Source organism: Rhodococcus opacus B4 (assembly GCF_000010805.1).
In the GTDB taxonomy this organism is placed as follows: Bacteria; Actinomycetota; Actinomycetes; order Mycobacteriales; family Mycobacteriaceae; genus Rhodococcus_F; species Rhodococcus_F opacus_C.
The window spans coordinates 1,844,902-1,861,320 of record NC_012522.1 but is presented as its reverse complement, the minus strand read 5'-3'; the positions used below and the strand labels follow the sequence as shown (position 1 = coordinate 1,861,320).

The following is a 16,419-nucleotide window of genomic DNA, read 5'->3' as shown; positions in this document are numbered from 1 at the left end:
GACATGTTAGGGCTCGTCGATGACGGAGTAGTCACTCGCGTCGCCCGCGACGCTGCGGCTGCGCTCGCCCCGGACGTCGACGGGGACGTCGCCGGCCAGGGTGATGCGGTTGAGTCGCCGGTACTGGTCGTCGTAGTCGGCGACGGCGTAGTGCTGAGTGGCGCGGTTGTCCCAGATCGCGACATCGCCCGACTGCCAGTTCCACCGGGTGGTGAACTCGAGCGAGATGGCGTGATCCTGCAGAACCTTGAAGAGCGCCTGCGACTGGGTGCTGCTCAGGCCGACCAGCTTCTTGACGAAGTGACCGAGCAGCAGTGTGCGCTCGCCGGTCTCGGGGTGGACCCGCACCACCGGGTGCTCCGTCTCGAAGTAGGTGGACTGGAACTCGGCGCGGTATTCCTGCGACTTCGCGTCCTGCGCGCGTTCGGCGCTGGTCGCCGCGTAGTCGTAGACGTTGGTGTGCGTCGCCCACAGGTTGTCGGCGAGGACCTTCAGCGGCTCGGGCAGCGCGTTGTAGGCGGCGACACCCGACGCCCAGGTGGTGGTTCCGCCGTACGTGGGGAGTTCCACGGCACGCAGGATCGACGCCTTCGGGATGCGGTCGACGAACGTGACATCGGTGTGCCAGCTGTTGGCCTTGCCGTAGTCGGAGTCGATGGGCAGCACCTTGGTGCCGCGTGAGGTGACCGTCGGGTGCGCCGTGGTGGGGGAGCCGAGAAGCTCCGCGAACTCGTACTGCGAGTCGTCGGTGAGATGGTCCTGGCCGCGGAAGAAGATCACCTTGTGCTCGAGCAGGGCCTGACGGATGAGCGACACGGTGGCGGGGTCGAGCTGGCCGCCGAGCTGGACGCCGTCGATCCGGGCGCCGATGTGGGCACCCAGCTTGACGACGCTCGCCGCGTTCGGAGAACCCTCGGCGGTCACGTGCTCGGGCGCGAAATCGATGGACATGGTGGGCCTTTCGGATACCGGAGACGGTGTGGAGTCCTGTAACCGAACCATCGGGAGTGTGCCGCCGGAAGGATTTGCGTCACCCTGATCGCAACGGGAGGGCACGCGACGACGACTCCGCCGCGCCGGCGGGCGGTGCGGCGGAGACGTCAATGGATCCCTCGGGTCGACGCTACGCGGCGGCGCGGACCTTCCGGGTGATCGCGACGACGCAGAGCAGGCTGAGCAGCGTGACCGCGGTGAGGTACGCGGAGATCGGTGCCGACGAACCCCAGCTCGCGTACAGCGCGGCCGCCACCGTCGGGGCGAGCCCACCGCCGAGAACCGAACCGATCTGATAGCCCAGCGACGCACCGCTGTACCGGACCTCGGCGCTGAACAACTCGGTGAACAGTGCGGCGATCGGCCCGTAGACGATGCCCATGAACACGGCCGTGCCGAGGAGGGCGAGCATCATCACCGCCGGGTTTCCGAGATCGATCAGCGGGAACAGCGCGGCCGCCCAGACCGTCAGCCCGATCGAGCCGGTGACGAGCAGCCGCCGCCGGCCGTACCTGTCCGACAGCATCGACGCGACGGGGATGACGATCAGCCACACGAACGACGCGACCAGCGTGAAGACGAGCACGATCGTCTTGCTCATGCCCAGGACCTTCGTCGAATAGGACAGCAGGTATGCCATGAAGATGTATCCGACGGTGTTGATACCGACGAACGCACCTGCGGACAGCAGCACTTCGCGCAGGTTCTCCCGCAGGACGGTGACGATCGGCAGTCGCTGATCGCGGTGCGTGTCCTTGACCTTCTCGAAGTCGGGGCTCTCGGTGATGGTGAACCGGATGACGAGCCCCATCAGCACCATGACCGCGCTGGCCAGGAACGGGATCCGCCAGCCCCAGGCCAGGAACGCTTCCTCGCTGAGGCTCGTCGACACGCCCAGGAACACGAGATTCGCCAGGATCAGGCCGCCGGGCACACCCATCTGCGGGAAGCTGCCGTAGAAGCCCTTCCGGTTGGCGGGTGCGTGCTCCACCGCCATCAGCACAGCGCCGCCCCACTCCCCGCCGACGCCGATTCCCTGAATGAAACGAAGGGTGACCAGCAGGATCGGCGCCCAGACACCGATGGTGGCGTAGGTGGGCAGCAGCCCGATGCCGACGGTCGCGCCACCCATCAGCATCAGCGACAGGACGAGCATGGACTTGCGTCCGATGCGGTCACCGAAGTGGCCCATCACGACGCCGCCGATCGGCCGCGCGACGAAGCCGACGGAGAACGTCGCGAACGCGGCCAGGGTGCCCGCGATCGAGGAGAAGGACGGGAAAAACAGCGGGCCGAACACGATCGCGGCGGCCATGCCGTAGATGAAGTAGTCGTACCACTCGATGGCGGTCCCGATGAGACTGGCGCCGGCCACCTTCAGCGGCCGGACGGGCGCCTGCGGTGTCACGGAGATCTGGGTGGAGGTCATTTCCATTTCCTTCAAGTCTCGACCGATTGTTCGGTCAGGATGTGGTTCTCCGAGATTGCATCGTTGATTCCACTGTGTTTACAGAGGTAGTTGGCGAATGTATAACCGTACGTTCGGTTGGTGTTCCGGTGAATTGTGTCTTGAAACACGATCGCCGTCAAGGGTGGTGACGGTCTCCCGGCGTCACGCCCGGAGCCGGTGCCGCGCAGCGGGGTGAGCTGCGCAAGCGCGGCGGCGCGGCGGTACACGCCGTCACGCTCGGATTGGTGAAACCGACCGAAGCTGCTACTTTCGTGACATGTCCTCAGGCCAGTCGACCGCTCCGCGGGTCACGTACGTGACCTCCGCGCTGGGTTCGCGGCTGCCCTTGGCGCGGGAACTGTGTTGTCGCTGTCTCAGCATCTGCAGCTAATTCGCGCAGTCTTCTCCTGATCGATCGTCCTCGGTCGTCCCCGTCTCCACCCGGGACCGATGCAGCGTTCGGACGAAGGTGCGCACCGCCTCCGCATGCAAGGACTGCCACGTGTCTACCCCCACCCTTTCCAGCCCCACCCGGACCGGATCCGCATCTCGATTCCAGCGGCCCGTGTCCCGGCCCCGTCTCCACATCGTTCCCCCCGAACTGCGGATCAGCGACGGCCCCGCCGCCGGCGTGCTGCGGGTCGCCCGGTCACGCGGGCCGCTGTCCCGGGACGTCGCCGCGAAGGCGACCGGACTGAGCATCGCCACCGTCAACCGTCAGGTGTCGGCGCTCCTCGACCTCGGGTTGCTGCGCGAACGCGGAGACCTCACGCCGTCCGGCGCGATCGGTCGTCCGCGGGTTCCGTTCGAGGTCAACCACGAGCCGTACCTGACCGTGGGCATCCACATCGGAGCGGTCGTGACCAGCATCATCGCCAGCGACCTCCGCGGGAAGGTTCTCGGCGCGGTCGAGGTGCCCACCCCGCAGGGTGCCTCCGCCGACGCGCTGACCGGCATCGCCCGCAGTGCAAGGGCTTTCGCGTCCCGCTGGCACCGGCGCCGCCCGCTGTGGGCCGGTGTCGCGCTCGGCGGGCGCGTCGATGCGCAGACCGGCGTCGTCGACCACCCCAGGCTGGGGTGGAAGTCCGCTCAGGTGGGCGCCATCATCGCGACCGGACTCGGGTTGCCCGTCTCCGTCGCGGCGCACGTCGAGGCGATGGCCGCGTCCGAACTGCTGCTGACCCCGGACAGCGAAGAGGGTGTCGCGCAAGGCGAAACGGGACTGTACTTCTACGCCCGTGAGACGGCCGGAATCGCGATCACCATCGACGGCCGCGTCCACACGCCGTCGAGCGGCCCGGGTTCGATCGCGCACCTGCCGACCGGATCTTCGGCGCAGTGCTCGTGCGGTTCACGCGGATGCCTCGAGGCGACGATCAGCGATCGCGCGGTCATCTCCGCCGCGCTCGCCGCCGGCATTCTCCCCGAGTCGAATCAGCGTCCGACGATGAGCGCGCTCTACAAGGCGGCGTCCTCGGATTCCGCTCCCGCGCACGAGATTCTGGTGGAGCGCGCGCAGGTGCTCGGGAAGACGGTCGCGATGCTGCGGGACCTGTTCAACCCGGACCGCGTGATCCTCGGCGGTCAGGCGTTCACCGAGTACCCGGCCGGAATCCCGCACGTCGCGGAGGCTTTCGCGCAGGCATCGTCGCTGGAGCGCAGGGACATTCGCATTTCCGGCTTCGGCAACCGGGTGCAGGAGTACGCCTCGACGGTGGTGTCGCTGAGCGCCATCTACTCCGATCCGGTCGGAGCGATGCGCCGGACGTCGCCGTAGCCACGGCAATTCGTCAGCCGCACCGGCAATAGACTGTGCGGCTGACGAATTCGCGTGCATCCGTCTCCGCGACCGGGCGTTCAGAGTTTGCGCAGCCCGTCGAGGACCCGTTCCATCAGCTTCCGGTCCGGGCCGGTGGACCCGGCCGTCTCGTTGACGGTGACCGCCCCGGCCGCCGCGAGGTCGCCGACGAGTACACGCGCGACCCCGAGCGGGATCGACGCGAGCGATGCGATCTCGGCCACCGACCGCGGTTCGGAGCACAGCGCGAAGACACGGCGCGGTTCGTCCGGCGCCGGCATCGCGTCCACGACGGCGTCCCCGTCCGCGCGGGCGACGATGACCGCCTCCAGCGGCAGATCGACCCCGGACTCGGTCCGCCCGCCCGTGAGAATGAACGGCCGGACGATGGAGACGGTCTCCTCGGTCTCCGCCCACTCGGCGGGCTCGGGCGCGCGCTCGGACACGGCCTCGTCCTGCTCGGGAACGGCCTCGGCCCGGCCGGGCTCCACCCACTCGACCGCCTGCGACGGGCTCGGCTCTGCCGTCGGCGACTGCTCTTTCCTGCCGCTTCGGCGCCGGCCGGCCGAACCGAAGCGCGCCCCGGTCGCGCCGATCATCGGCCAGTTCTCATCGCTCACAGTCATCGGTCGGGACCCTTCTCGCACTACCCCACCCGTTCCATGGTCCCAAACCCGCGTTTCATGCCGATGGTCCGGTCCCTGTGATTCCGGCTACAGCGACCGCGTGAGCGTTAGATTTGCTGCGTGACCCATTGGCGGCAGAACTCGGATCCGTTCCTCGCTCCCGATCTCGGCCGGTCCGCGCTGCTCGTCGTCGACATGCAGGTGGACTTCGTGGACGGCGGGACGGCCCCCGTCCCGGGAACCTCGGCGGTGCTGCCCGCGATCGCGCGTCTCGTGGACGCTTACCGGGAGTCCGCGGTCCCGATCGTGCACGTCGTCCGGTTGTACGAGGGCGAAGACGTGGACCTGTGCCGGCGCCGCGTGATCGCGGCCGGACTGGACCTCGCCAGGCCGGGCACCGCCGGATCCCAGGTGGCGCCCGCGCTGGGAGTGCCGGGCCTCGACCCGGGATCGCTCCTGGCCGGCGACCTCCAGACCGTCTCGCCCACCGAGCACATCCTGTTCAAGCCGCGGTGGAGTTCGTTCTACCGCACCGGGCTCGACGAGCACCTGCGCCGGTGGCGGGTCGACACCGTGGTGATCGCGGGGTGCAACTACCCCAACTGTCCGCGCGCCACGATCGTCGACGCCAGCGAGCGGGACTACAGGGTGCTCGTCGCAGCCGATGCGATCTCGGGCGTCGACGCGCGTCACCTGGAGGAGGCCGGAGGGATCGGGGTTCTGCACGCGGAGACCGACGAGATCGTCGAGGCGTTGCAGCCACCCGAACTCGAGGTGATCAGCTGAGGGGTGGCGCCGACATCGCGTCCGTCGGCGCACCCCGCCTCCGCAGTTCCGCGCGCGCCCGCTCGATCCCGCCGTGCTCCAACGCGGCGAGGGGCGATTCGTCCGCCCAGACGAGCTCACCACGGCGGCGGACCGTGACACTCATCGACCCGCCGAGGTGCTCGAGGGCGCCGGGAATGTTGCGACGCTCGGCGGGGAGCGGAACCGGCAGCACGTGGGCCGAGTCCAGCGGGGAGGCGCCCTCGATCTCGACGCTCCACGTGCGGCCGCGGCCGCGCAGCGACCACCGCTCGTCCGTCACGTGCGCCCGGACGGGGGAGGTGACCGGGTTGCCCAGGCGGAACACGGTGCCGCCCGGCAGCGCGACGACGACGGCCGTGACCTCTGTGCGCAGCCCGCCCGCGGTGATCTCGCCGCCGGCGAACGCGACACACGCCTGCCGGTCGGCGAAACCCTGGGCCTGGCCCCACCACCAGGAGTCGGGGAACCCGCCCTTACCCCAGTTCTTCTCGGCGTAGACCTGGGCGCCGTCGAGATCGATCTCGGTGCCGCCCAGCACCGCGGTTCCCTCGGCCCGTCCGCCGAGCAACCACGGATGCCAGTACTGGTTCAGCGCGGGCACGGTCTGGAACACGCTCGACCCACCGAGGCTGCGCCGCGGCCACGGGACCTGGGCGCCGATCCGGACGTCGAGGCGGGCGTCCGGCCCGAGATCCACCCGCACGCGGTCAATGGACCCGCGGAACGCGTCGCCGGCGAACGCGCCGAGTCCGGCCGGGTTGGCGTAGCCCTCCGGATGCGCGGCGGTCTGCACGAACCGGGTGGGGTGACCGGCCAGACCGAGGGTCGCCCAGTGGCCGTCCGCTGCTCGGTTGATGCCGGCCAGCGCGATGACCACGTGCCCCGTCGCGGGCTGGGTGAACCGCCAGAAATAGCCCTCCATCGCGACGTCGTGCGCGGCGAGGACGTTGCCGAACGGCAGGTCCGCGCCCGTGGACCGGTACGCCCGCAGCAGTCGGGACACGGGGTCAGCTTCCCGGCTGGGGGTACAGAACCGCCTGCGACTGCGTCACCTGCGCCACCAGCCGGTCCTCGTCGTCCCGCAATTCGGTGACGACGGCGACCGTGGTGCGTCCGGCGTGCAGCGGGCGCGCGGTCGCGGTGACGGTGCCCTTGCGGACCCCGCGGGTGAACACGGTGTTCGAACTCGTGGTCGACGTGGATGCCCCCGCCGGAAGATTCAGAAACGCGCAGACAGCGCCGACACTGTCGGCGAGTGTCATCAGCGCCCCACCGTGCAGGCCGTTTCCCGCCGTGGTGCGGTGCTGGTCCCACTCGAGGTGCCCGACGACCTCCTCGGGTGCGGCCTTGGTGAGGCGAACCCCGGTGTGCACGGCGAACGGCATGGTCGCGACGAGATCAGCGGGATCCATACCCGTGGATGCTAGGCGCGGACCCGAACCCGCGCAGGCAGTTCCGCTCAGAGCGGCAGCGACGACTCCGCGAGCCCCTCGGGCGCCCCGCGACGGCGGAACCATTCTTGACCGAACGCCGCCTGCAACTGCTCCTCGGGCATCTGCAGGAACGGGCCGAAATCCCCGATCTGGGTGGCGTGCGCGTGCATCGCGGCGCGCTTGGCGCCCATCGCCGAGGTGACGTCCACGACCGTGGTGATCTCGGAGTCCGGGAGACCGAACGTCTCGAGGTCCGGCGTCTGGGCGTTCTCGGACCATTCCGGATTCGCGGCCATCAAACGCCGGATGTGGTCCCGGCTGACCGCGGCCTCGTAGACGTGCGGCACACCGGCCAGTTCGGCGGCCCGGATGCCCACGTGATGCACCTGGACGTGATCGGGATGCCCGTAACCACCGTTGGGGTCGTAGATCGTGACCACGTCGGCGGATTCCTCGACGAGGATCGCAGCCAGCCGGGCGGCGGCCTCCTCGACGTCGACGTTGCAGAACGCCGCCGGGTTCTCGTTCTCCGGCGTTCCCGCCATCCCGGAATCCGCGTAGTGCAGCAGCACCACACGCTGGGCGCCGAGCAGCGACGTCGACTCCTCGAGTTCGCGGCGCCGACGCTCGGCGAGCGACTCGCCGTCGATCAGGATCCCCTCGGGCGCCTCGCCGAGCGCCCCGTCCGTCGCGGTGACCACGACGACGCGGTGACCGGCGTCGGCGGCCTGACGCATCACGCCGCCGGTGGTGAACACTTCGTCGTCGGGATGGGCGTGGAAACACACCAGGACACTCATGAGCGCAATACTTGCACGTGCTGGAAGTCGCGGCCACGATCTGTGAGGCTCGACGCGTGCTCGGTACCTATCGTCAGATCTTCGCCGCCCCCGGCTCCGCAGCATTCTCGGCAGCAGGATTCGTCGCACGCGTACCGATCGCCATGGTCGGCATCGGCATCGTCACGATGCTGTCCGAACTGCGCGGCGACTACGCGCTCGCCGGCGCCCTGGCCGCGGTGTTCGCACTGACCTACGCATTCATCACGCCGGTCGTGTCCCGGGCGGTCGACCGCTACGGGCAGTCCCGCGTCCTGCCCGTCGCGTCGGGGATCAGCGCGACGTCCCTCGCCGCGATGCTGCTGTGTGTCCGGTTCGGCACCCCCGACTGGGTGCTGTTCGTGTGGGCCGTGCCCGCCGGCTGCATGCCCACGATCGGTGCGATGGTGCGCGCCCGCTGGACCGAGCTGTACCGCGGCACGCCACTGCTGCGGACCGCGTTCGCGTTCGAGGCGGTGGTGGACGAACTGTGCTTCATCGCGGGACCGGTGGTCTCCGTCGGACTGTCCGTCACGGTGTTCCCCGAGGCGGGACCACTCGCGGGACTCGTGCTGCTGGTGGTCGGCACCCTGGCGCTCGTCGCTCAGCGGGGCACCGAGCCGCCCGTGCACTCGTCGCCGGACGACGGCAGACCGTCCGTCGTCCGGACGCCCGCGCTGTGGATCCTGGTGGCGGTCATGGTGTCGATGGGCACGATCTTCGGCGTCATCGACGTCGGTGCCATCGCCTTCACCCGAAGCCGTGACGCACCCGCCTCCGCCACCGTGGTGCTCGCCCTGTTCGCGGCCGGGTCCGCGGTGGCAGGCCTCGTGTTCGGCGCGATCCGGGTGTCGGCGTCGCTCCGGAAACAGCTGATGGTCGCGGTCCTCGCGGTGGCGGTGCTGACGGTGCCGCTGCTGCTGGCCGCCAGCATCCCGGCGCTCGCCGTCGCCTACGCGGTGGCGGGGATGACGGTGGCGCCGATCATGATCGTCACCACCGGCCTGGTCGAGCAGATCGTGCCCGCGGCCGCGCTCACCGAGGGCATCACGTGGATCGTCACCGGACTCGGTGTCGGCGTCGCCGTGGGATCGGCACTCGCGGGCCGGATGATCGACGAATTCGGCACCACCGCCGGGTACGCGGTGGCGGCGGTCGCCGCGCTGCTGGCCTCTATGGTGACCCCATGGCTATTCGTGAAGCAGTCGGCGTCGACGGAACGCCCCTCGTCTACTCGGTGACCGGTGACCCCGACGCGCGGGCCGTGGTTCTCCTGCACGGTTGGGCGCAGTCGTCGAAGTGCTGGGGTCCCACCGTGCTCGGCGAACTCGCCGCCCGCTACCGCGTGATCGCCGTCGACCTTCGTGGACACGGCTACTCGGGTGCCCCGGCCGCCGGCTACGACGACTCCGCCGTGTGGGCCGGGGACGTCGACGCGGTGCTCACGGCGGAGGGGGTCACCTCCGGCGCGGTGCTCCTCGGCTGGTCCTACGGCGGCCTCGTGATCTGCGACTACCTGGCGTCTCACGGCACGGCCGCCGTCGACGGCGTGGTCCTCGTCGGAGCCATCACCAGCATCGGCCGGGGGGAGGCGGGCGGCAAGGTCGGCGCGGCGATGCGCGCGGCGATCCCCGGCGCGATGTCCGAGGAGCCGCGCGAGGCGATCCGTGCGCTGGGCGCGTTCGGCAACGCGCTCACCGGACCGCCGGAAGGCAAGGGCGCGCAGTCGCAGGCGTTGTTCGGCGCCAGCCTCGCCACCCCGCCGCACGTGCGGGCCGCCTTGTTCAGCCGCTCCGCGAGCCACGACGACCTGCTCCGGTCGCTCGACGTCCCGGTGCTGGTCCTGCACGGCACCGCGGACTCCGTCGTCGATGTCTCGGCTGGTAGGCACGCCGCAGACCTGATCCCGCAGGCGTGGGCGTCGTTCTGGGAAGGCTGTGACCACGGGCCGTTCGTCGAGGATCCCGACCGGTTCGTGAAAGAGGTCGGCGAGTTCGTCGACAACCTCGGTTAAAGGCGCCGATCGGTGGGGGAGCACTATGGAGTGGTGACGCCCTTGCACAACTCGCGCCCCCGCAGGGTGGCCGTCCTCTCGGTCCACACCTCACCGCTGGCGCAGCCCGGTACCGGAGACGCGGGCGGCATGAACGTCTACGTGCTGCAGTCCGCCATCCAGATGGCCCGTCGTGGCGTGGAGGTGGAGATCTTCACCCGGGCCACGTCGTCCGCCGACGCCCCGGTCCAGGAAGCGGCGCCGGGCGTCCTCGTCCGCAACGTTGTGGCCGGGCCGTTCGAGGGGCTCGACAAGCAGGATCTGCCCACGCAGCTCTGCGCGTTCGTGGCCGGGGTGCTCCGCGAGGAGGCCCGGCACGAACCGGGCTACTACAACCTGGTGCACTCGCACTACTGGCTGTCGGGGCAGGTCGGCTGGCTCGCCCGCGACCGGTGGGGTGTGCCGCTCGTGCATACCGCGCACACGCTCGCCGCGGTCAAGAATCTGTCGCTGGCCGAGGGCGACACCCCGGAACCGGCCGCACGCCAGATCGGCGAGCAGCAGGTGGTGGCCGAATCCGACCGGCTCGTGGCCAACACGACCGAGGAATCCGATCAACTTGTCCGTCATTACGGCGCCGACCCGAACCGGATCGACGTGGTGGCGCCGGGCGCCGACCTGACGCGGTACCGCCCGGGCGACCGGGACGCCGCGCGGGCGACGCTGGGGCTCGACCCCCGCGAGACCGTCGTGACGTTCGTCGGACGGATCCAGCCGCTCAAGGCTCCCGACGTCCTGCTCCGCGCCGCCGCCGAACTGATCGCCCGGGATCCCGCGTCGTCGTTGCGGGTGCTGGTGGTCGGGGGTCCGTCCGGATCCGGGCTGGCACGGCCGGACGCGCTGATCGAACTCGCGTCCTCCCTCGGCATCGCGGCGCGGGTCACGTTCCTCCCGCCGCAGGCACCCGATCGGCTCGCCGACGTGTACCGGGCCTCGGATCTCGTTGCGGTGCCGAGTTATTCGGAGTCGTTCGGTCTGGTCGCGATCGAGGCGCAGGCCTGCGGCACCCCGGTGATCGCCGCGAACGTGGGCGGACTCGGCGTCGCGGTCCGTTCCGGCGAGACCGGGCTCCTCGTGGACGGGCACCGCACCGAGGACTGGGCGACGGCGTTGCAGTCGCTGGTCTCCGAGCCTGCCCGCCTCGCCGCGCTGGCCGCCGAGGCTCCGCGGCACGCCGAGAATTTCTCCTGGGAACATACCGCCGACGGCCTCCTCGAGAGCTATCGGATGGCGACCGTCAACTACAACTACGGACACGGCCCGAGCGAGTTCTCCCCGCGTCGCGGACGCGGACTGTGGAAGTTGCGCCGGGCCGGGGGAGTGCGCGCATGAGCGACCTGACCGACGTGATCGAGTCCGCCCTCACCGAACGGGAGCTGGACTTCACGAAAAAGGATTCGACGCACTTCGTCGTCGAGTTGCCCGGCGAGCGCAAGCTCAAGACCACCACGCTCCTGACCGTCGGCAAGCACGGCCTGCGCGTCGAGGCGTTCGTCTGCCGCAAGCCCGACGAGAACTTCGAAGGTGTCTACAAGTACCTGCTGCGACGCAACCGCCGGTTGTATTCGGTGGCGTACACGATCGACAAGATCGGCGACATCTACCTCGTCGGTCAGATCGCCGGGCACGCGGTGACCGCGGACGAACTGGACCGCATTCTCGGGCAGGTACTGGAGGCGGCCGACGGCGACTTCAACACTCTTCTCGAACTCGGTTTCGCGGGGTCCATCAAGCGAGAGTGGGAGTGGCGTGTCTCGCGCGGCGAGTCGCTGGCGAACCTGAAACCGTTCGAACATCTCATCGAAAACTCGCAGCCCTGAGTGCGGGTTGACTTCCCGCGGACGGGGATTGCGCGCGGGTAGAGTTGCGGCGAACCTGTGACTGGTGTCACAACTGCTGCTGCAACACTTCGAGGGAGTGACCCACGTGAGCTTCAAGAGCCCGTTTCCGGATGTCGAGATCCCGAACCTGAGTGTCTACGATTTCCTGTTCGGTGACCTCGCGCCGGCGGATGCGGACCGGCCCGCACTGGTCGACGGCGCCTCGGGTGCGGTGACCAGCTACCAGACCCTGGTGGGGCAGATCGACGCCGTGGCGGGGGCGCTGGCCGCCCGCGGCCTGGCGGTCGGGGAGGTGGTGGCCCTGCATTCGCCGAACGTGCCCGCGTTCGCCGCGGTGTTCCACGGCATCCTGCGCGCCGGGGGTGTCGCGACCACGATCAACGCCCTCTACACCGCCGAGGACATCGCCAAACAGCTCACCGACTCGCACGCGAAGTTCCTGTTCACCGTCTCCCCACTGCTCCCGCAAGCCAAAGATGCCGCGGCGAAGGTCGGTATCGCGGATCAGAATGTGATCGTCCTCGACGGCGCGGACGGGCACCCGTCGCTGCGTGATCTGCTGGCCGAGGCCCACCCGGCGCCGCAGGTGTCGTTCGACCCGGCCACCCAGCTGGCGGTGCTGCCGTACTCGTCGGGGACCACCGGCCGCCCGAAGGGGGTGATGCTCACCCACCGCAACCTGGTTGCCAACGTCTGCCAGATCAACCCGCGGATGGGCATCGGCGCCGACGACAGACTGCTGGCGGTGCTGCCGTTCTTCCACATCTACGGGATGACGGTGCTGCTCAACGCAGCCCTGTTCAACCGGGCGTCGCTGGTGACGATGCCGAAGTTCGACCTCGTCGAGTTCCTGTCCATCGTCTCCGGGCAGAAGTGCACGTATGTGTTCATCGCCCCGCCGGTCGCGGTCGCGTTGGCCAAGCACCCGTTGGTCGACGACTACGACCTGTCGAGTGTGCATTCGGTGTTCTCCGGTGCCGCCCCGCTGGATCAGGAACTGGGCAAGGCGGTGGCGAACCGGCTCGGCTGCCGGGTCCGGCAGGGCTACGGGATGTCGGAGATGAGCCCGGTCTCCCATGCGATCCCGTTCGACCGCGACGACATCGCCCTCGATTCGGTCGGCCCGACGATCGCGAACATGGAATGCAAACTCGTCGACCCCGCCACCGGGTGGGAGGTCGACTACCCCACCGAGGGGGTCAGCGCGCCGGGGGAGTTGTGGTGCAAGGGCCCGAACATCATGGCCGGGTACCTCGGCAACGAGCAGGCCACCGCCGAGACCCTGGACGCGGACGGATACCTGCACACCGGGGACATCGCGACCGTCGACGCGGCGGGGGTGGTGACGATCGTGGACCGGATGAAGGAGCTGATCAAGTACAAGGGGTATCAGGTGCCGCCCGCCGAACTGGAGGCGCTGCTGCTCACGCACCCGCAGATCGCCGACGCCGCCGTCATCGGCGTCCTCGACGACGAGGGTGAGGAGGTCCCGAAGGCGTTCGTCGTCCCCCAGCCAGGTGCCGAGGATCTGGATGAGGCCGCGGTGATCGCGTTCGTCGCCGACCGGGTCTCCCCGCACAAGAAGGTCCGCAAGGTCGAGTTCATCGACCTCGTCCCCAAGTCCGCCGCAGGCAAAATCCTCCGCAAAGACCTCCGGGCCGGCGAGGCCCGCCGGAGCTGACGGCGGGGGTTCACGGCGCGAGGGTTCCGGCAGGCATGCCAGGATGAACGGCATGAGTACCGGAACCCTTGTGCTGCTCCGCCACGGCGAGAGCGAATGGAATGCGCTCAACTTGTTCACCGGCTGGGTGGACGTCCACCTGACCGATAAGGGCATCGCCGAGGGCAAGCGCGCCGGCGAATTGCTGCTCGAGCACAACCTGCTCCCCGACGTGCTCTACACGTCGCTGCTGCGCCGCGCCATCAGCACCGCCAACATCGCGCTCGACACGGCAGATCGGCACTGGATTCCCGTCATCCGCGACTGGCGTCTCAACGAGCGCCACTACGGCGCCCTGCAGGGACGCAACAAGGCGCAGGTCAAGGACAAGTACGGCGACGAGCAGTTCATGCTGTGGCGCCGCAGCTACGACACCCCGCCGCCCACGATCGAGCCGGGCAGCGAGTACAGCCAGGACACCGATCCCCGCTACGCGAACCTCGACGAGGTCCCGCTCACGGAGTGCCTGAAGGACGTCGTCGTCCGCCTGATCCCGTACTGGGAAGACACCATCTCGGCCGACCTGTTGGCCGGAAAGACCGTCCTGATCACCGCACACGGCAACTCGCTGCGCGCCCTCGTCAAGCACCTCGACGGCATCTCCGACGAGGACATCGCCGGGCTGAACATCCCCACGGGCATCCCGCTGCGCTACGACCTGGACGAGAACCTGAAGCCGCTCAACCCCGGCGGCACCTACCTCGATCCCGAGGCCGCCGCCGCCGGCGCCGCCGCGGTCGCGAACCAGGGCGGGAAGTAACCCGTGCAACCGGCCGGACGTGCCGTTCGCGGGACGTCCGGCCAACAGCAGGTTAACGGCGGACGAAGACTCCGGTCGCCGCGTGTGACGTGCGCGGAAATGGCCGGACCCTGCGTAACCGGCCCGCCGCGCGAACGTACGATTCAGGCGTGAGTGTTGTTCAAGCCGTCCTGCTTGCCATCGTGGGCGGCTTCGTCGGTTACCTCGTCGGTGGCGTGCTGATCCCCATGCTGTCCACCCGGCAGGCGCAGCGAATGGAAGAGACCGCGGGGCTGACGATGTCACAGGTCCTGGACCTGATCGTGCTGGCATCCGAGAGCGGTATCGCCGTGGTCGACCAGTTCCACGACGTCGTCCTGTTCAATCCCCGTGCCGAAGAGCTGGGCCTGGTGCGGAACCGGCTCGTCGACGACCGTGCATGGGTCGCGGCGCTCCGCGTCCTCGAAACCGGTGAACCCGTCGAGGTCGACCTCAGCACCAAGACCCCGCAACGGGGACGCGACCGGATCGCGGTGCGCGGCACCGCACGCCTGCTCAGCAAGGAAGACCACAACTTCGTGGTCCTCTTCGCCGACGACGACTCCGAGCAGGTGCGGATGGAAGCGACCCGCCGCGACTTCGTCGCCAACGTCAGTCACGAACTCAAGACCCCGGTCGGTGCGATGGGACTGCTGGCGGAGGCACTCCTCGAATCGGCCGACGATCCCGAGTCGGTCCGGCACTTCGGCGAACGCGTGCTCGGTGAATCCGTCCGGCTCGGCAAGATGGTCACCGAACTGATCGCGCTGTCCCGGCTGCAGGGCGCCGAGAAGCTGCCCGACCTCGAGGCCGTCTCCGTCGACGAGGTGGTGGACGAGGCCCTGCAGCGATGCAAGATCTCCGCCGAAGCGGCAGGCATCGCCGTCACCACGGACCACCACAGCGGCTACGAGGTGCTCGGCGACCGCGCGCTGCTCGTCACCGCGCTGTCCAATCTGGTGCAGAACGCCATCGCCTATTCGCCGAAGGGATCCCCGGTCTCGGTGAGCCGGTCGATCCGCGGCGACAACGTGGCGATCTCGGTGACCGACCGCGGCGAAGGCATCGCCAAGGCCGACCAGGAACGCGTCTTCGAACGCTTCTTCCGCGTCGACAAGGCACGGGCCCGCGCGACCGGCGGAACGGGACTCGGCCTCGCGATCGTCAAACACGTGGCCGCCAACCACAACGGATCGATCGATCTGTGGAGCAAGCCCGGAACAGGTTCGACGTTTACCCTGCAGATTCCTGCACACATCGAGACAGTAGAGACGAACGGCGGGGACGCCGACGGCGGAACTGTCGGGAGGAGAGAAACCGGTATGGAGGCCAAGCGATGACAAGTGTGCTGATCGTGGAAGACGAGGAGTCACTGGCCGACCCATTGGCCTTCCTGCTCCGCAAGGAAGGATTCGAGACGACGATCGTCGGCGACGGACCGTCCGCGCTCGCCGAATTCGACCGGGCCGGCGCCGACATCGTCCTCCTCGACCTCATGCTGCCCGGCATGAGCGGCACGGATGTCTGCAAGCAACTCCGCAGCCGATCCGGTGTCCCCGTCATCATGGTGACGGCACGGGACAGCGAGATCGACAAGGTGGTGGGCCTCGAACTCGGCGCCGACGACTACGTGACCAAGCCGTACTCGGCGCGGGAACTGATCGCCCGCATCCGGGCGGTGCTGCGCCGCGGCGTCGACAGCGAACTCGACGTCGCGCAGGACTCGGCCGTCCTCGAGGCCGGACCGGTCCGGATGGACGTCGAACGGCACGTGGTCCAGGTGAACGGCGAGGCCGTCACGTTGCCGCTCAAGGAATTCGACCTCCTCGAGTACCTGCTGCGGAACTCGGGCCGGGTGCTCACTCGCGGACAGTTGATCGACCGGGTGTGGGGCGCGGACTACGTCGGCGACACCAAGACCCTCGACGTGCACGTCAAGCGTCTGCGCTCGAAGATCGAGACCGACCCGGCCAAGCCGGAACACCTCGTCACCGTCCGCGGGCTGGGTTACAAACTGGAGGCCTGAGCAAACACTACGCTGTCACAGACGCAGACGAATTCGTCAGCCGCACAGGCAATTGCATGTGCGGCTGACGAATTCG

Annotated in this window: 16 protein-coding genes; 10 read left to right on the top strand and 6 right to left on the bottom strand. The window is 68.9% G+C overall.

Going from position 1 to position 16,419, the window contains the following annotated elements; all coding sequences use genetic code 11:
• Positions 1-6: 6 nt before the first annotated feature.
• The gene (locus tag ROP_RS08730) at positions 7-951 is read right to left on the bottom strand and encodes a TauD/TfdA dioxygenase family protein (protein ID WP_012688961.1); all 945 of its coding nucleotides are present in this window, start codon (positions 949-951) and stop codon (positions 7-9) included.
• 172 nt (positions 952-1,123) lie between these two features.
• A complete protein-coding gene (locus ROP_RS08725; RefSeq protein ID WP_012688960.1) occupies positions 1,124-2,422 on the bottom strand; it encodes an MFS transporter in 1,299 nt (432 codons plus the stop codon).
• 523 nt (positions 2,423-2,945) lie between these two features.
• On the opposite strand from ROP_RS08725, the gene ROP_RS08715 reads away from it, so the two are divergent.
• Positions 2,946-4,220 (top strand): ROK family transcriptional regulator, encoded by a 1,275-nt coding sequence (locus ROP_RS08715; RefSeq protein WP_043824439.1) that lies wholly within the window; start codon positions 2,946-2,948, stop codon positions 4,218-4,220.
• 80 nt (positions 4,221-4,300) lie between these two features.
• Here ROP_RS08715 and ROP_RS08710 read toward each other — a convergent pair whose 3' ends face one another.
• The gene (locus ROP_RS08710; RefSeq protein WP_012688958.1) at positions 4,301-4,867 is read right to left on the bottom strand and encodes a DUF742 domain-containing protein; all 567 of its coding nucleotides are present in this window, start codon (positions 4,865-4,867) and stop codon (positions 4,301-4,303) included.
• A gap of 120 nt (positions 4,868-4,987) precedes the next feature.
• Between ROP_RS08710 and ROP_RS08705 the strand changes: the two genes are divergently transcribed.
• Positions 4,988-5,653 (top strand): cysteine hydrolase family protein, encoded by a 666-nt coding sequence (locus tag ROP_RS08705; RefSeq protein WP_012688957.1) that lies wholly within the window; start codon positions 4,988-4,990, stop codon positions 5,651-5,653.
• Here ROP_RS08705 and ROP_RS08700 read toward each other — a convergent pair.
• From ROP_RS08700 to ROP_RS08690, 3 genes are read right to left on the bottom strand one after another with little or no spacing between them, the layout of a single operon-like run.
• The gene (locus ROP_RS08700) at positions 5,646-6,677 is read right to left on the bottom strand and encodes a tocopherol cyclase family protein (RefSeq protein WP_012688956.1); all 1,032 of its coding nucleotides are present in this window, start codon (positions 6,675-6,677) and stop codon (positions 5,646-5,648) included. The genes ROP_RS08705 and ROP_RS08700 overlap by 8 nt on opposite strands.
• A 4-nt stretch (positions 6,678-6,681) precedes the next feature.
• Positions 6,682-7,086, bottom strand: a complete 405-nt coding sequence (locus ROP_RS08695) for a PaaI family thioesterase (RefSeq protein WP_012688955.1) — start codon at positions 7,084-7,086, stop codon at positions 6,682-6,684.
• Between the two features lie 47 nt (positions 7,087-7,133).
• A complete protein-coding gene (locus tag ROP_RS08690) occupies positions 7,134-7,907 on the bottom strand; it encodes a PIG-L family deacetylase (RefSeq protein WP_012688954.1) in 774 nt (257 codons plus the stop codon).
• A 56-nt stretch (positions 7,908-7,963) separates the two neighbouring features.
• On the opposite strand from ROP_RS08690, the gene ROP_RS08685 reads away from it, so the two are divergent.
• The 8 genes from ROP_RS08685 (at position 7,964) to ROP_RS08650 (ending at position 16,343) form a co-directional block, all read left to right on the top strand.
• On the top strand, positions 7,964-9,166 hold the full coding sequence (locus ROP_RS08685; RefSeq protein WP_012688953.1) for an MFS transporter: 1,203 nt from the start codon (positions 7,964-7,966) through the stop codon (positions 9,164-9,166).
• Positions 9,112-9,939 (top strand): alpha/beta fold hydrolase, encoded by an 828-nt coding sequence (locus ROP_RS08680; RefSeq protein ID WP_012688952.1) that lies wholly within the window; start codon positions 9,112-9,114, stop codon positions 9,937-9,939. Before ROP_RS08685 ends, ROP_RS08680 begins: the two co-directional genes overlap by 55 nt.
• Positions 9,940-9,951: 12 nt before the next feature.
• On the top strand, positions 9,952-11,310 hold the full coding sequence (gene mshA / locus ROP_RS08675; RefSeq protein WP_193384851.1) for a D-inositol-3-phosphate glycosyltransferase: 1,359 nt from the start codon (positions 9,952-9,954) through the stop codon (positions 11,308-11,310).
• On the top strand, positions 11,307-11,798 hold the full coding sequence (locus ROP_RS08670; protein WP_012688950.1) for a YbjN domain-containing protein: 492 nt from the start codon (positions 11,307-11,309) through the stop codon (positions 11,796-11,798). The genes mshA and ROP_RS08670 overlap by 4 nt, the downstream gene beginning before the upstream one ends.
• A 106-nt stretch (positions 11,799-11,904) precedes the next feature.
• On the top strand, positions 11,905-13,500 hold the full coding sequence (locus tag ROP_RS08665; RefSeq protein WP_043826382.1) for an AMP-binding protein: 1,596 nt from the start codon (positions 11,905-11,907) through the stop codon (positions 13,498-13,500).
• Positions 13,501-13,543: 43 nt separating this feature from the next.
• Entirely contained in the window at positions 13,544-14,299 is a 756-nt protein-coding gene (locus ROP_RS08660; RefSeq protein ID WP_012688948.1) for a phosphoglyceromutase, read from the top strand.
• A 149-nt stretch (positions 14,300-14,448) separates the two neighbouring features.
• Positions 14,449-15,657, top strand: coding sequence for a sensor histidine kinase (locus ROP_RS08655; protein ID WP_012688947.1), 1,209 nt, complete (start codon positions 14,449-14,451; stop codon positions 15,655-15,657).
• On the top strand, positions 15,654-16,343 hold the full coding sequence (locus tag ROP_RS08650; protein ID WP_005251956.1) for a response regulator transcription factor: 690 nt from the start codon (positions 15,654-15,656) through the stop codon (positions 16,341-16,343). The genes ROP_RS08655 and ROP_RS08650 overlap by 4 nt, the downstream gene beginning before the upstream one ends.
• Positions 16,344-16,419 lie beyond the last annotated feature (76 nt).

Coding starts and splice junctions, on each gene's coding strand:
- ROP_RS08710 (WP_012688958.1), bottom strand. CDS start 4,867: ATGACTGTGAGCGATGAGAACTGGCCGATGATCGGCGCGACCGGGGCG.
- ROP_RS08670 (WP_012688950.1), top strand. CDS start 11,307: ATGAGCGACCTGACCGACGTGATCGAGTCCGCCCTCACCGAACGGGAG.
- ROP_RS08660 (WP_012688948.1), top strand. CDS start 13,544: ATGAACGGCATGAGTACCGGAACCCTTGTGCTGCTCCGCCACGGCGAG.
- ROP_RS08680 (WP_012688952.1), top strand. CDS start 9,112: ATGGCTATTCGTGAAGCAGTCGGCGTCGACGGAACGCCCCTCGTCTAC.
- ROP_RS08695 (WP_012688955.1), bottom strand. CDS start 7,086: ATGGATCCCGCTGATCTCGTCGCGACCATGCCGTTCGCCGTGCACACC.
- ROP_RS08690 (WP_012688954.1), bottom strand. CDS start 7,907: ATGAGTGTCCTGGTGTGTTTCCACGCCCATCCCGACGACGAAGTGTTC.
- ROP_RS08730 (WP_012688961.1), bottom strand. CDS start 951: ATGTCCATCGATTTCGCGCCCGAGCACGTGACCGCCGAGGGTTCTCCG.
- ROP_RS08650 (WP_005251956.1), top strand. CDS start 15,654: ATGACAAGTGTGCTGATCGTGGAAGACGAGGAGTCACTGGCCGACCCA.
- ROP_RS08725 (WP_012688960.1), bottom strand. CDS start 2,422: ATGACCTCCACCCAGATCTCCGTGACACCGCAGGCGCCCGTCCGGCCG.